The sequence below is a fragment of the Pedobacter aquatilis genome, from assembly GCF_032678425.1.
Classification (GTDB): domain Bacteria; phylum Bacteroidota; class Bacteroidia; order Sphingobacteriales; family Sphingobacteriaceae; genus Pedobacter; species Pedobacter aquatilis_B.
Genome location: NZ_JAVTSG010000002.1, coordinates 267,473 through 281,137 on the forward strand (window position 1 = coordinate 267,473; position 13,665 = coordinate 281,137).

Annotated in this window: 13 protein-coding genes; 9 read left to right on the forward strand and 4 right to left on the reverse strand. The window is 36.3% G+C overall.

Annotated features, from left to right (window positions below):
- Positions 1-94 precede the first annotated feature (94 nt).
- Positions 95-592: a hypothetical protein gene (locus R2Q16_RS07110; RefSeq protein WP_316736097.1), complete on the forward strand. Its 498-nt coding sequence runs from the start codon at positions 95-97 to the stop codon at positions 590-592.
- 890 nt (positions 593-1,482) lie between these two features.
- Complete coding sequence (locus R2Q16_RS07115; protein WP_316736099.1) at positions 1,483-1,914, forward strand: hypothetical protein; 432 nt, start codon at positions 1,483-1,485, stop codon at positions 1,912-1,914.
- A 198-nt stretch (positions 1,915-2,112) separates the two neighbouring features.
- Here the strand turns inward: R2Q16_RS07115 and R2Q16_RS07120 are convergent, their stop codons facing one another.
- Positions 2,113-2,856, reverse strand: a complete 744-nt coding sequence (locus R2Q16_RS07120) for a hypothetical protein (protein ID WP_316736100.1) — start codon at positions 2,854-2,856, stop codon at positions 2,113-2,115.
- A gap of 632 nt (positions 2,857-3,488) precedes the next feature.
- On the opposite strand from R2Q16_RS07120, the gene R2Q16_RS07125 reads away from it, so the two are divergent.
- The 7 genes from R2Q16_RS07125 to R2Q16_RS07155 all read left to right on the forward strand — a co-directional run bounded on the left by R2Q16_RS07125 (position 3,489) and on the right by R2Q16_RS07155 (position 11,469).
- On the forward strand, positions 3,489-3,932 hold the full coding sequence (locus R2Q16_RS07125) for a hypothetical protein (RefSeq protein ID WP_316736101.1): 444 nt from the start codon (positions 3,489-3,491) through the stop codon (positions 3,930-3,932).
- Complete coding sequence (locus R2Q16_RS07130; protein WP_316736102.1) at positions 3,901-4,644, forward strand: glycosyltransferase family 2 protein; 744 nt, start codon at positions 3,901-3,903, stop codon at positions 4,642-4,644. Before R2Q16_RS07125 ends, R2Q16_RS07130 begins: the two co-directional genes overlap by 32 nt.
- A gap of 436 nt (positions 4,645-5,080) precedes the next feature.
- Complete coding sequence (locus R2Q16_RS07135) at positions 5,081-6,160, forward strand: MraY family glycosyltransferase (RefSeq protein WP_316736103.1); 1,080 nt, start codon at positions 5,081-5,083, stop codon at positions 6,158-6,160.
- A 359-nt stretch (positions 6,161-6,519) separates the two neighbouring features.
- Positions 6,520-7,524 (forward strand): type I glyceraldehyde-3-phosphate dehydrogenase, encoded by a 1,005-nt coding sequence (gene gap / locus R2Q16_RS07140; protein WP_316736104.1) that lies wholly within the window; start codon positions 6,520-6,522, stop codon positions 7,522-7,524.
- A 197-nt stretch (positions 7,525-7,721) separates the two neighbouring features.
- The gene (locus tag R2Q16_RS07145) at positions 7,722-8,162 is read left to right on the forward strand and encodes a GNAT family N-acetyltransferase (RefSeq protein ID WP_316736105.1); all 441 of its coding nucleotides are present in this window, start codon (positions 7,722-7,724) and stop codon (positions 8,160-8,162) included.
- 2 nt (positions 8,163-8,164) lie between these two features.
- Positions 8,165-9,358: a phosphoglycerate kinase gene (locus R2Q16_RS07150; RefSeq protein WP_316736106.1), complete on the forward strand. Its 1,194-nt coding sequence runs from the start codon at positions 8,165-8,167 to the stop codon at positions 9,356-9,358.
- A 65-nt stretch (positions 9,359-9,423) separates the two neighbouring features.
- Positions 9,424-11,469, forward strand: coding sequence for a gliding motility-associated C-terminal domain-containing protein (locus R2Q16_RS07155; RefSeq protein WP_316736108.1), 2,046 nt, complete (start codon positions 9,424-9,426; stop codon positions 11,467-11,469).
- 158 nt (positions 11,470-11,627) lie between these two features.
- On the opposite strand, the gene R2Q16_RS07160 is transcribed toward R2Q16_RS07155, so the two are convergent.
- From R2Q16_RS07160 to R2Q16_RS07170, 3 genes are all read right to left on the reverse strand, one after another.
- Entirely contained in the window at positions 11,628-11,825 is a 198-nt protein-coding gene (locus R2Q16_RS07160) for a hypothetical protein (RefSeq protein WP_316736109.1), read from the reverse strand.
- A gap of 140 nt (positions 11,826-11,965) precedes the next feature.
- Positions 11,966-13,135, reverse strand: a complete 1,170-nt coding sequence (locus R2Q16_RS07165; protein WP_316736110.1) for a helix-turn-helix domain-containing protein — start codon at positions 13,133-13,135, stop codon at positions 11,966-11,968.
- A gap of 54 nt (positions 13,136-13,189) precedes the next feature.
- Positions 13,190-13,627, reverse strand: a complete 438-nt coding sequence (locus tag R2Q16_RS07170) for a hypothetical protein (RefSeq protein WP_316736111.1) — start codon at positions 13,625-13,627, stop codon at positions 13,190-13,192.
- Positions 13,628-13,665: the final 38 nt, after the last annotated feature.

The following is a 13,665-nucleotide window of genomic DNA, read 5'->3' on the forward strand; positions in this document are numbered from 1 at the left end:
ATTCCGTTTATACTGATGTACCATCTTAGTTTTTAGATGTTTACATCCTCTGGTTGATTTTTGCTGATTCGATATGCTTATAAACTTATAAGCTATGGAGAATTTTAAACTCAATTTGTGGGATTTATGCCCCCCATCAAAAGGTTATTTTAGAAAGTTCAGTTGTCAATTTGTTCGGACTTCAGTTAAAAGTTTCTTTGCTTATTTTATCTTAAATATTCTAATTTTTTCTGCTAGTGCAGACACTGGATGTTTAAGACCAATCGATAATCCACTGAGGATTTATGATGGCTATGTTACTACAGGTACTGTTAATGGTCCGTACTATAGTGGAGGCAATAATTACGTTGTTTACAATTCAGGTGTTCCAGCATGGACATGTAATAACCATCCCGAAGCAACTTATGCAATAAATGTATCTTCATATTCCACTTTCAATTGTAAAGTAGGTGACAGGCTTTTCAATAATGGATATCTGGTTACTTATAACATATTTCGTTGCCCAATTGATGATTATGTACCCTGGCTAATTTTGCCAATAAGTATTCTTGGCTTTTTCTTTTTTAGAAAATATGGTACAAGGACTGTCTAATAATGTCTCGTTGATTTCATTCGATATGCTCTCCTAGAATGTAATTTCACTTTACGTAGACCAAACTTCAAAATCCAATCGCATTTGGTTTACGTAGATGAGGCTAACAAACCAAACAATTTCAATAGTCAGGTTTTGATTAGAACCAATTGCTCTTTAGAAAAATTATATACAACTTTTAGCTCTGTTTTTGTTCATTTTGTTCATTTTTTATCTAAATATTTTTGTTCATTTTCGCATGCCTATTGAAAAATTAGTTAACTAATTTTTAATCCGTTTCTTATTTATGAAGACTCTTAAACCATGCCTAAAGGCGAGGTTCAACATCTTTGCATGTTATAATACCAGCTGTTTAATTCAAAATAAACTAACTGCTTCTAGTTAAGGTTACAAGAGAATATGAAGAGTTTAGGTATTATATTTCTAATTATTTGCATAGGGATAATTGAAACAAGGGCGGGGACGATTGACGGTTGTGCGTATAATGGTAGGATTTACACCACTCCTTCCGGGGATAATGGAAATCCAAATAATAGAATCTATTATTTCTCAGCATCAGTTAGCTACGAAATTAATTACAATTATAACAATCCATCGGTTGGGCACAAGCCGTGTACCGTGGAAGATCCTGTTTATATTGGTCCTGGTTGCAGAGTCAGAAATCCATCAGGTGGATTTTATAATACTGATAATATTTATAGGTCTACTTTTATACCTTGTAACGTTCCGATTGACGACCATGTCATATTAGCTATCTGTATTTCAATCATATTCAGTTTGTTCTTTTTTCGTAAACATGCTATAAGAAGTGTAATTTCTTGAACAAAACGAACGATCCTATAGATACCTAGCGCCTTTAGTTTTGTAACACATCATCCCGTTACAAAATTATGAGAAGCATTAAAGGCTTATTCGTTATTATAATTTTATTCTCTTTCAATAAACTATCTGCTGCTGATGGTTGCTTAATTGGTTCTAATATTTATACCCAACATGATAATGGGGCAATAAATGTAAGTCTTTTTAGTAGCTTGGAATTATTTAATAGTGTACATGCAAACACAAATAATTGCATTTCAGGGGTCACAAGAGGTGATTGTTACTCTTGTGTTAGTGGGGGTAGTCCATTATTGGTTGTTAGCGTTGGAAGCTTGCTAACTGGTATAACTTGTGCAAATGGATTATCACTATACGGAGCTACTAAAGGTACATACTACTCCAATTATGTTCTTCAATGCAACCTCGATGACTACTCTTGGGCTTTAGGTTCAGCTGCTGGTGTTTTCGGCTTCGTACTTCTCCGCAGAAGGAAGATTTTATGAGTGGTCAGTTGTTAGTAGTCAGTTTGTCCTCCTGAGCGGAGTCGGAGGATACACTCATTAACTACTATTCCTAAGAGGCCTTTCGATACGCCCAATGTGAGAACTAATTGCGTGCTTTTTTTTAACTAGCAAACAGATAGTCAGTTAACTATCTAACTTGGTAATCAGTTGAACAATTCAGCAATAAAACAAATTTTCCTAACCACCTAACTCTGCTCCAAACCACTTTGCTGCAACAATCCCAGCCGGATGAAAAAGTTTCCCATTCACAACCCGATGTTCGTTATGCTTACTTTCAGAGAATATTAATGCAATACCAATAATAACCAAATCGCCACCTTGAATATCCAAAACAAAATTTTTGCCGTCAAATGTTTTATCAAATTTATCTATATCGATCAGTTCAATGGGATGGTTAAATGTGTTACGTTTTTTAAAATCGATTACGGTTACCTGAACCTGAAGTTGACAGAAACTACTGTTTTTCGGAAACCTGATGTTTTTTGAAACGGTAAAAGATGGTGTCTCAATGCTAACTAGATTATTATTATAAGTCACTGTGGGCGCAACGAGCAAACTTTCATTAAGCGGAGAGTAGGTATTGAAATCAAATCCTTCCAGACGTTTAAAACTTCCATGATTAAAATCAAAATCATTTTCACCTTCAATGTGCTGATAGATTATTGTAGAAATCGCTGAACTCATTCTGCTTACCATTGATCCATCATACCAGCCAAGGTGAATAGTATTAAAAGCCAGGCGGATTTGCTTAGCGAAAGGACTAATGTGCATCCCAAAAATAGAAGCGGTTTTTTTGGTTGCTTCCGTTTGTTTAACCCCACCTTTACCCGGTTTCGATTTAACAACGGTTAGTTTTCCAATTTTACTGAAAGCTAGGTTCCCGATAGAGCCTTTCAGGCTTTTCCCATCAAATATTGCCATAAGTATAAGTTTTTAACAGTAATAAATTGCGGGATGATTGGAGGATGAAGCTAGTCCTAGTCATGAATGATTAAAACCTTACTCGTATTAAAGTTAACAATAATCTAAATGTACTCCAATATTTTGTGTCAAAACATGGACTTACCATGGACTTACTATGGAGTTAAGTAGTTAAATACCCGAAAAAAATGACACAGAAATTCGGATTGTGATAGGTGTCAGTCTGAGCGAAGTCGAAGACCAATAGCACCCTTTCTTTTAGGAGAGGGTGGGGGTGACGTTTATATCTAGCGAGCAGGCAAGTATTAGGTCAGCTAATTATTTGTTCTGCCTATCCTCCTGAGCGGAGTCGAAGGATACACTCATCAACTATTATTAATACGCCTATCGAAACGGTTAATATTTCGAACAGAGGCTTTTCGGGTTAATTACGTTAACAGATTACAAATCTGTATTTATTGCTCATTCGAAATACGCTACGCTTAACATTTCGAATAGCGGTAATAACGGTTAACCAGTTAATCAATTCAGCAGTTTACACTGATCAACCAATTATCTAACCAAAAAAACATAATAAAACTTTGAAACAAATAAATAAAACCTATCTTGCTGTATGATTAATTCTATAGCTTATGAGAAAGTTGTGTTTAATCATCCCGCTCTTAGTTTTCCCTATATTAAGTTTTGCTGCCGATGGTATAGATGGTTGTCATATCGTCACCGGCGTAACCAATCAATCCAGACTTTATCACACACCGTACACCGCAGGGGCAGGTAGTCCAACTCAGTGGATTGAAACCTCCGAAGGCCATGCAGGTTGGAATGCATTAACTGCTACGCGATGTTTTAATACCACAAATATCCCTTGCGAGGTTTACATTTATGGTTCAAGCACTATTACACCCGCATCAACCTCCGTTATTTACGCTGGTTATTATGCGGTGATAACAACCAATTGCCCGATTGACGATTATGTGCCCGTATTTTTTATCTTTACTGCAGGTATAGGATGCATCAGCATTGCAAACAGGCAAAAGAATATTAATGAGAATATCCATCATAACGGTTGTATTTAATGGCGAAGCATTTCTGGATGACTGTATAAAATCGGTACTGAATCAAAATTTTACTGATATTGAATACATTATCATTGATGGCGCTTCAACAGATAACACATTAAGTATAATTAATAAATACTGTGGTCGTGTTCATAAAATTGTTTCGGAGCCTGATAATGGTCTGTATGATGCCATTAATAAAGGCATCGCATTAGCTACCGGAGAAATAATTGGCCTACTAAATGCCGATGATATGCTCGCAGATAATACCATAATTGCAGATGTTGCTTCACTTTTCGAAAAGGATAATAGCTTACAAGGTATATACGGCGATTTAAATTACGTCCATCCAATTAGCCTAAAGGTTATCCGTAAATGGAAATCAAAACAAGCCAATAAAAACGACTTAAAAAACGGCTGGATGCCTGCACACCCAACCTTATACTTAAAGCGCCACCTATTTGCAAAATGTGGTAATTACGCCTTAAACTTAGGTACAGCAGCCGATTACGATTTAATGCTCCGCTACCTTTACGTGCATAACATCAAAATCCAGTATTTGCCAAAACTGATGGTTAATATGCGTATTGGCGGTTTAAGCAATGGAACAATAAAGGGCATTTTAATGGCTGCAAAAAATGATTTAACTGCGCTCAGGAGAAATAAAATCCCGATGCCAATTATTACTTTATTAAAGAAGAAGCTACTTAAAATAGAGCAGTTTTTCTGATCGTAATGATTTGGCTTTAGATAATCGGTCTGAACGGAGTGCTTCGCAATAAAAAACTAAAAACAATTTATCCTTCGACTCCGCTCAGGATGACAAATCTTTTAACTTAAGCGCACACAGCTATTTCATTTGGTTATAACAGTGGAACATCAGGCGGTCTAAACCATACCCAAGATAAAAAGCCCCGACTAATTTAAACCTGACAGTAGCAACCAAGCAGCCGAATTTTTTATGAGGCATTAAAGCGGATGGCAGGGCCTTTCCCAAACCAAAAGCACTGCAATTGATTTTCTGATTATTTTTACCCATCACCATATTAAGAACCAGGTTAAGCACGTATAAATACATTGATTTTTATCATTGTAAACATACTTTGTTGTAACCATAAAATTGCAATGCTTATATTTGTGTTCAATCTAAAATTGTGTTAAAAAGCTTGTTACAAACGAACCCCGAATTTTTCTATATAGCAATTGCTGTTTTGGCGGCTGCTATGGTGGTTTTTAGTTTGCCATCGGTTATTTATTCTTCAATCAAATATGGTCTCTTCGATACGAATGATATGCATCGGAAGAATCATAAGCACAATATCTCCCGTCTTGGCGGTCTGGCTATTTTCGGAAGTTTTACCATAAGTGTTTTATTATTTTCGGCATTGGTACAATTTAAAGAAGCCAATTTTCTAATCACTTCTTGTATAATACTAGCCGCTTTGGGCTTAAAAGATGATGTTTATGGCAGTAACACCAGCACAAAATTTCTACTTCAATTAATTGTAGCCCTTATTCTGGTGTTTTTTGGAGGATTTAGATTAAGCAGCTTGTACGGCGTTTTAGGAATTGGTGACATGAACATGCTTTGGGGTGGCGTTTTTTCTGTTATCCTTATTATCTTTTTGAATAATGCCTTTAACTTGATAGATGGCATTGACGGATTGGCAGGCTCTATTGGAATTATAGCGAATCTGGTGTTTGGTGTTTTCTTTGCCATGATGAACCAAATTCCTTATGCTTTTATTGCCTTTGCTTTGGCGGGTGCAGTGGCTGGTTTCATCAGGTTTAACTGGTACCCGGCAAAAATATTTATGGGCGATACCGGCGCACTTATTATTGGTTTGGTCACTGCCGCATTATCTATAAAATTTATCGAATTAAGTAAGTTTACCGGAGACACAACACCTTTTGTTTTCTCAGCCCCTGCAATAGCGGTATCTATTTTGATTGTACCAGTGTATGACTCACTTCGTATTTTTTCTGTTCGGTTGGTTAAAGGGAAATCACCTTTTGAGGGAGATAGAAATCACATTCACCATCGTTTGGAAAGGTTAGGCTATAAACCACCTCAAATTATTCTGCTAACCGCCGGATTAAATATTGCAGTAATTGCAATGGCACTACTGATGCAGCATTTGGGGAATTTCTTTTTAATATTCTTTATTATCGGTTTGTGTGTGGTATTCGATTTTGTGCTATTCTACCGCTTACGTAAAATGGATAATACGAATCGAACGGATTAGTTTGTTTGTCAGTTGACAGTTTTTAGTTATCAGTGGTCAGTTGTCGGTAGTCAGTGGATAGTGATCAGTGATCAGTTAGGTAATTCAAGCTAAAGTTTTTTGATCCTTTTTCTTTTGTCCTTGACCGTGCTTTGTTTTTCGTTTTCAGCTCTTCAAGATGTTTTAAAGGGCCTCTAGAATTTGTAATAAAATACGCTCAGACGAACAATCAATTTAACTTAAGGAAATACCAATTGGCCAGTAATCAATTGACCTAATAAACAATTTAGCAATTCAAACAATTCATCGATAACGAACAACCAATTTTATTCCTAAACAATCTCAAAATAAACATTAATTTTGCGCTCTAATTTTAGTTAATGAGAATAGCAATAAACGGGTTTGGTAGAATAGGGAGGACCTTTTTACGTTTGGCTTTAGCCGAAGGATTTGAGGTAGTGGCGATAAACGATTTATCAGAACCAAAAACAATGGCACATCTTTTTAAATACGATACCGTTCATGGCGTGTTTAAAGGAAAGGTTGAAGCCAAAACAGATGCCATTGTAGTTAACGGATTGTCTATTCCATTCTTTTCGATGAAACATCCGGTACAATTACCATGGTCGGCTTTAAAAGTTGATATTGTGGTAGATTGTACAGGCAAAAATCTTACACTTGAAGATGCTGAAGGGCACATTCAATCTGGTGCAAAACAAGTCATAATCTCTGCTCCGGCTGCTGATGATATTCCAATGGTGGTATTGGGTGTAAATGATCAGGCCATCGATTTAACAAGTCCGGTTTTATCTAATGCCAGTTGTACCACGAATAACATTGCCCCAATGATTAAAATCCTGAATGATAATTGGGGTGTTGAGGAAGGTTACATCACAACGGTCCATTCTATGACTGGCGACCAAAACCTGCACGATAGTAATCACAAAGATTTGCGCAGGGCAAGGGCAGCATCATCATCAATTATTCCAACAACAACCGGAGCCGCCAAAGCAATCACCCATATTTTTCCGGAGTTGGAGGGTAAATTAGGTGGGGCAGGTATTCGCGTTCCCGTTCTAAATGGTTCCTTAACAGATTTTACCTGCATCCTTAAACAAAAAACAACGGTTGAGGAAATTAATAATGCTTTTAAGAAAGCAGCAGAAAATGAATTATCTAATCTGTTAGAATATACAGAGGACCCAATTGTATCTATTGATATTATTGATAACCCGCATTCGTGTGTATTCGATGCACAGCTAACGTCTATAGTTGGCGATTTAGTTAAAGTTGTAGGTTGGTATGATAACGAGTACGGTTACAGCAGCAGAATTGTGGATTTGGTTAAGAAAATAGAGCAGTTATCGGTAGGTAGTGGTCAGTAGGTAGTGGTTAGTGGTTAGTTTTTCAAAGCGCCAATTTTCAATAACCAATTTACGAATTCACCAATGACTAATTTACCAATGACTAATGACAAATGAACCAATGGCAAATGAACCAATGATCTAAAAAACCAATAATCCTCTTGATTTACGGGAACGATTGCATAAATTTGAAACATCCCCTGAATTAAAATAAACTTATGGTAAAATTCATATCGGCGAAAGAGGTACTTCCTTTGAGAAGCATGATGCTCAGGAATGGAAAGTCATTTGAACATTGCATTTTTGAGGGCGATGAAGCATATGATACCTTTCATTTGGGGTATGAACTGGCGGGAGAAATCCTTTCGATAGCCACTTTTATGCGCAACGATTTTTTTGAGGGTGAGGGAGAAGGTTACCAACTTAGAGGTATGGCAACCCACACCGAACAAGGCGGAAAAGGTTATGGCAAAGCATTGATAGATTTTGCAATTGAATACCTTAAGGAATATAATACCAATTATTTGTGGTGTAATGCCCGTTCAACGGCAGCACCTTTCTATAAAAAGATTGGCTTCACTACCGAATCACCAGAGTTCGACATTCCCGGAATCGGTTTCCATTATGAAATGAAATTAAACTTAAATCAAAATAAATAAACATGAGAACAATAGACCAGTTTAACTTTAAAGACAAAAAAGCATTGATAAGGGTAGACTTTAACGTGCCTTTGGATGATAACTTTAAAATTACTGATGATAAAAGAATGCGTGCTGCGCTTCCAACCATTCAAAAGATATTGAAAGATGGTGGTTCGGTTATCTTAATGTCGCACTTAGGTCGCCCGAAAGATGGCCCGACAGATAAATATTCTTTAAAACACATCTTAGCTGATTTATCTTCAATGTTAAATTTAGAAGTGAAATTTGCTGACGATTGTATCGGTGATTCAGCAGTGAGCCAGGCAGATAATTTAGCTGCCGGTGAAGTTTTATTACTTGAAAATCTTCGCTTTTATAAAGAAGAAGAAAAAGGAGATAAGGCTTTCGCTGAAAAACTTGCTGCCTTGGGCGATGTTTATGTAAATGATGCTTTTGGTACTGCACACCGTGCGCATGCTTCAACTGCAATTGTTGCTGAGTTTTTTCCCGATGCTAAATACTTTGGTTATTTAATGGCTTCGGAAGTGGAGAATGCAGAGAAAGTATTAAACCATCCTGAAAGACCATTTACAGCAATCATGGGTGGCGCAAAAGTATCTGATAAAATTCTTTTAATTGAGAAATTATTAGATAAAGTTGATAACCTGATTATTGGTGGCGGTATGGCTTATACCTTTGCTAAAGCACAAGGTGGTGAAATCGGTACTTCACTTTTAGAAGCGGATAAACAAGAACTTTCTTTAGAGTTAATTGAAAAGGCAAAAGCTAAAGGTGTTAACTTAATCCTTCCGGTTGATACCGTTATTGCCGACAAGTTTGCAAATGATGCGGATAAGAAAAGTGTAGATTCTGGCCACATTCCTGCTGACTGGATGGGATTGGATATCGGTCAAAAATCTGCTGCCTTATTTCAAGAGGTCATTAAAAACTCTAAAACCTTATTGTGGAATGGTCCGATGGGCGTTTTTGAAATGGAGAGTTTTGAAGTTGGTACAAAAGCTGTAGCGGATGCAGTTGTAGCCGCAACTAAAGATAATGGTGCTTTCTCCTTAATCGGCGGTGGCGATTCTGCTGCGGCAATTGCTAAATTCGGATTGGAAGATGAAGTAAGTTATGTATCTACAGGCGGTGGTGCCTTGTTAGAATATATGGAAGGTAAAGAATTACCAGGCGTTAAGGCAATCAACGAATAATTATATATATTGCAGACCGGATTTACGATTCGGTCTGCTTATAATTTATTCTCCTTTGCGCTCTCATGAAGATATATTTTATCTCCTTAAATATTCTGTTGCTTGTTCTTGCCCAATCTCTATTATCCAAAGCGCAAACCAATCAAACTGTTTTAAGTGGTGAGAATACTACAGCAATTAATTTTGGTGCTTCGGCATGTAAATACAACTGGGTAAATGATAACCCTGCTATTGGTTTAGCTGCAAGCGGAAATGGTGATATTAATTCTTTTGTTGCCACTAACAACAGTTCAAAACCAATTACTGCAACAATAACCGCTACACCTGCTGGTTCTGGTTTTGCCTATATTGCCGATTATTTTCTCAACATTGTTTCGGTCGTTAATCTTTCAAATAATCTTGTTGTAGCAACTATTCCCGTAGGCTTAAACCCTACGAATGTTGATATAAGTCCTGACGGAAGTTTGGTTTACGTAGGTAACTATCATGGTGGTTCAATTTCGGTAATTGATGCAGCTGCAAATACGGTAAAGAAGAATATAATAACAGAGGATTATCAAACAGGATTTGTATTAAGTAAAAATGGTAATTACATTTATGCTTTACATGGTAATGGGAATTTTTCTGTTATTAATACAAAAACAAATGAAGTTGTTAAAACTCTTCGCCTTAATATATCGACCTACAGCTTGTGTGCCAGTCCCGATGGAAAATATATCTACATTGCAGCGGCTTATAATGATGATGTTTCAGTTTTCGATACACAAACAAATACCATAGCTTACAAAATACCTATCGGAGCTGGTTCTAATACAGTTACACTTAGTCCGGACGGTTTAAGTTTGTATGTTACCGCCCGGGATAACAGCATTAAAGTAATAAATACCGTTACCAGGTCAATTACCTCAACAATACAAATTCCTTATCCGTATGCAACTGCTATAAGTCCAGATGGAAAAAATTTATATGTTACATCAAGGGCAGGAGGAAATTCGGTTATCGTAATCAATAAAATCAATACAATCGATAACACGATTATAGCAAGTATACCAGTAGGTGAATATGTTGAGGGGATTTCCTTAAATAAGGATGGGTCACGCTTATATGTCATTAATCAAGTTCCAGGAACTGTCTCTGTCGTGAATACCGCTACAAATTCCATTATTGCTGATGTCCGGGTTGGTACAAATCCATATTCACATGGCACTTTTATATCTTCTTGCGCTGCTAAACCACTTTCGTTTACAATAATTGTTAATCCGATTATACCAGTTCCACAATTATCTGTATCTGGTAATTTAAAATCCTTAAATTCAATTTACGGACAGCGTTCTGTTAGTACAAATTTTACGGTCTCTGGAAAAAGTTTAACAGAGCCAGTTGTAATTTATGTCCCAGACGGATTTGAGCTTAGTGCGGATCATAAGCTTTTTAGCTCAACTATTACCCTTGGTTCTTCCGGTGATTTAGAAGCAACTACAATTTACATAAGACTTAAATCAAATATTCCGGCCGGGGAGTATTCAGGACAAATTCAAATCAAAAGTGGCTCAGGGCTTTCTAAGGAATTGGCTATGCCATTGAGTTATGTTGGTCTAGCTCCTTTAGTAATTACTGCTGATAATAAAACTAAGTATGTTAATACTGAAAACCCATTATTTACAATAACTTACAGTGGTTTTGTAAATAATGATAAGCCTGCAATGCTTTTACAACAACCAAGAGTAAACTCAATAGCTGATAAATTCTCACCTATAGGCTTTTATAATATTACTGTCGCAGATGCCTCCTCAAAGAATTACGATATCTCCTACCAAGACGGAACACTTAATGTTGTTGAAAATTTTTCGGCAGGCGTTGTTCCTAACGGATTTTCACCTAACGGCGATGGAATAAATGATGTTTGGGATATAAAGGGTCTCGCATCAGATTTGAAGTGTCGGGTCGATATTTTTAACAGATTAGGTACAAAGGTTTTCTCATCCATTGGTTATAAAATTCCTTGGGATGGTACAAGTAAGGGTAAACCTTTAACTATAGGCGCCTATTATTATGTTATTAATTTTGATGACGGAAAAAAAGTCACAGGAAGTATAGCTATTTTAAGGTAACTAATAATAATCCTTAATAAAAGATTGTTAACTCATTGTTTTATGTAGGGTAAATGGATATTTCTAAACCTAATTATACAGAAAAGGCTCGGGATTTATTTCGAGCCTTTTTCTTTTGGCAGTAAAGCCATTCCTATAAATTGAGCGCTTAAGGTATATTATGATGCATTTTCAAATTCCTCGAACATGGCCTCAAGTGTGGTTTTATCCTGGAATATTGCACCGCTTGAAATTCTATTCGCGGGAGAGAAAATGGTTAAAGATTGTTTGTCGCAATCTACATATGTGCTAAGCTCCAGAAACTTTTCAGGTGTAATCTTAAAAACCATCAAGGTTTTTTTATTCGAATTTGACATGGCAGCTTGTTAGTTTAGAATTCTTCACACTAACAATGTTTTTTTTACTTGGTTAGTGTTTAGCAAAAGTCTGCTTTAATATTTATAAATCATTTAATCTGCCTTGTTCTTATGTATCGATATTCAAAATCGATACAAAATTACTTACTTTTAAGTGCTGATAGATATGCAGAGGGGCTTTTATCCATTACTTTTTTAAAAGCAACAAAGAATGTATTTCTGGATGAAAAGCCTGCTTCAAGCGCAATTGCCTCCAAAGTGTACTGTTTCCAATCACCAGAATCTAATCTTTCTCTTACGTATTCAATCCTCAAATTATTGATGTAATTGTTAAAGTTAGATTGGTAATGATTATTAAATAAATCGGATAATTTATGATTGGGAACATCCAATTGTGAGGCAAGTTCGCTCATTGTTAAGCCGACTTGTTTGAAAGTTTGCTTTTCAATAACATGATGTTCTACCTGCTCAATTAATTTTTCGTCAATTGGTTTGGCTTTACGTTTTTCGGTTGGTAGGGGTTCAATTAAATCATCTCCGATTGGAGCAGTTTCCGCTACGGGCTTCAGCGCAAAACCAAAAATCGCTTCCGGATTTAAAAAGAAAGATAAACTCAGTAAAAGTAGGGTTAGGGCTAAAGATAAAATCAACGGACTTCTGTGCAACATAAAATATGCATTATTTGCATTGCGAAGTATCGCCACATTCAGCAAAAGCATACCTAAAAATATAATGGCCAATAATCCGGAAAACAAATAAGCCCATCTGATTACCTTAATCCTTTGCTTTTGTTTAGCGATGATGTAGGTAAGGCGCAATTGTAATATCGAATAAATAAGTGCCGATAAGGGAAACGTGAACCAATGCCAGGGTTGTACAATATATTTATCTGTCGAAAATGCATAATGAACATCGGTTGCCACGCGGCTAACAACTTGTTGTTGTTGTTCTATATCCAACAGGTTATAAGGTATAACTGAAATTATTGCAGGGATAACAATAAGAAAGTGCAAAAGATGTTTCTTGTTAAACTTTGAAAATTGCGGCTTTAACTCGCCTCTGAGGTAAAGATAAAAACAAGGGCCAATTGCGTAATACAGCGGCAAACCTTTGTTAAAAAGTAGCGGATAGTTTTTGATATTGCCCGAACTGGTTAATAAAAATATCATCGCATACCACGCTGTGCCGCAAATTGCAACCCCAAGCAAAGCATTTAAATACTTTTTGTCTCGCCCGTAAATCCACAATAGGATAACGATAAGCGATAAAATGAAAATTGCACCTATTACGGTTAAAAAGAAGGGATGCAAAGATTTGTTTTAGTTAAAGGAGTCCAAAAATAATAATCTAATGTTTACTGTATATTAATATTCCTGTTTGCTCTTATTTTTTAGAGCATTACAACTTTTTAATGCCCAAAAAACGAGAACGGGTTGAAAAAATAACCGGGCTAATCGTTTCTCGTCTGTGTCTAATCCGAAAGCACTTCGCTTATTTGTATATTGCGCAATATTACCAGGGAAAACGGCAACAAACATCAAAGCGGTCAATATTCCTAATTGTTTTTCATGTTTCTTGGGCATAAAAACTAAGGCTGCACCCAACGCAATTTCTCCAATGCCTGAATAAATCACAGTATCATCTTTTTTAAGTGGTACCCAATTCGGCACCTGCGCCTGAAAGGCTTTCCTGGCAAAAGTAAGGTGACCAATGCCTGCAAATATTAATCCCGTTCCTAATAAAATCTTCGCTGCTGTTTTATAATTTAATCTCATAATAATATAATTATCTGATAATAACATCGATATGGAGAATAAGTTCGGTATTGAGGCGTGCCTGA

What these genes read in the sequence shown, in the direction of transcription:
- R2Q16_RS07160 (WP_316736109.1), bottom strand. Translation starts at nt 11,825, where the DNA reads ATGTCAAATTCGAATAAAAAAACCTTGATGGTTTTTAAGATTACACCT.
- R2Q16_RS07115 (WP_316736099.1), top strand. Translation starts at nt 1,483, where the DNA reads ATGAGAAGCATTAAAGGCTTATTCGTTATTATAATTTTATTCTCTTTC.
- R2Q16_RS07145 (WP_316736105.1), top strand. Translation starts at nt 7,722, where the DNA reads ATGGTAAAATTCATATCGGCGAAAGAGGTACTTCCTTTGAGAAGCATG.
- R2Q16_RS07120 (WP_316736100.1), bottom strand. Translation starts at nt 2,856, where the DNA reads ATGGCAATATTTGATGGGAAAAGCCTGAAAGGCTCTATCGGGAACCTA.
- R2Q16_RS07155 (WP_316736108.1), top strand. Translation starts at nt 9,424, where the DNA reads ATGAAGATATATTTTATCTCCTTAAATATTCTGTTGCTTGTTCTTGCC.
- R2Q16_RS07130 (WP_316736102.1), top strand. Translation starts at nt 3,901, where the DNA reads ATGAGAATATCCATCATAACGGTTGTATTTAATGGCGAAGCATTTCTG.
- R2Q16_RS07110 (WP_316736097.1), top strand. Translation starts at nt 95, where the DNA reads ATGGAGAATTTTAAACTCAATTTGTGGGATTTATGCCCCCCATCAAAA.
- R2Q16_RS07170 (WP_316736111.1), bottom strand. Translation starts at nt 13,627, where the DNA reads ATGTTATTATCAGATAATTATATTATTATGAGATTAAATTATAAAACA.
- R2Q16_RS07150 (WP_316736106.1), top strand. Translation starts at nt 8,165, where the DNA reads ATGAGAACAATAGACCAGTTTAACTTTAAAGACAAAAAAGCATTGATA.
- R2Q16_RS07125 (WP_316736101.1), top strand. Translation starts at nt 3,489, where the DNA reads ATGAGAAAGTTGTGTTTAATCATCCCGCTCTTAGTTTTCCCTATATTA.
- gap (WP_316736104.1), top strand. Translation starts at nt 6,520, where the DNA reads ATGAGAATAGCAATAAACGGGTTTGGTAGAATAGGGAGGACCTTTTTA.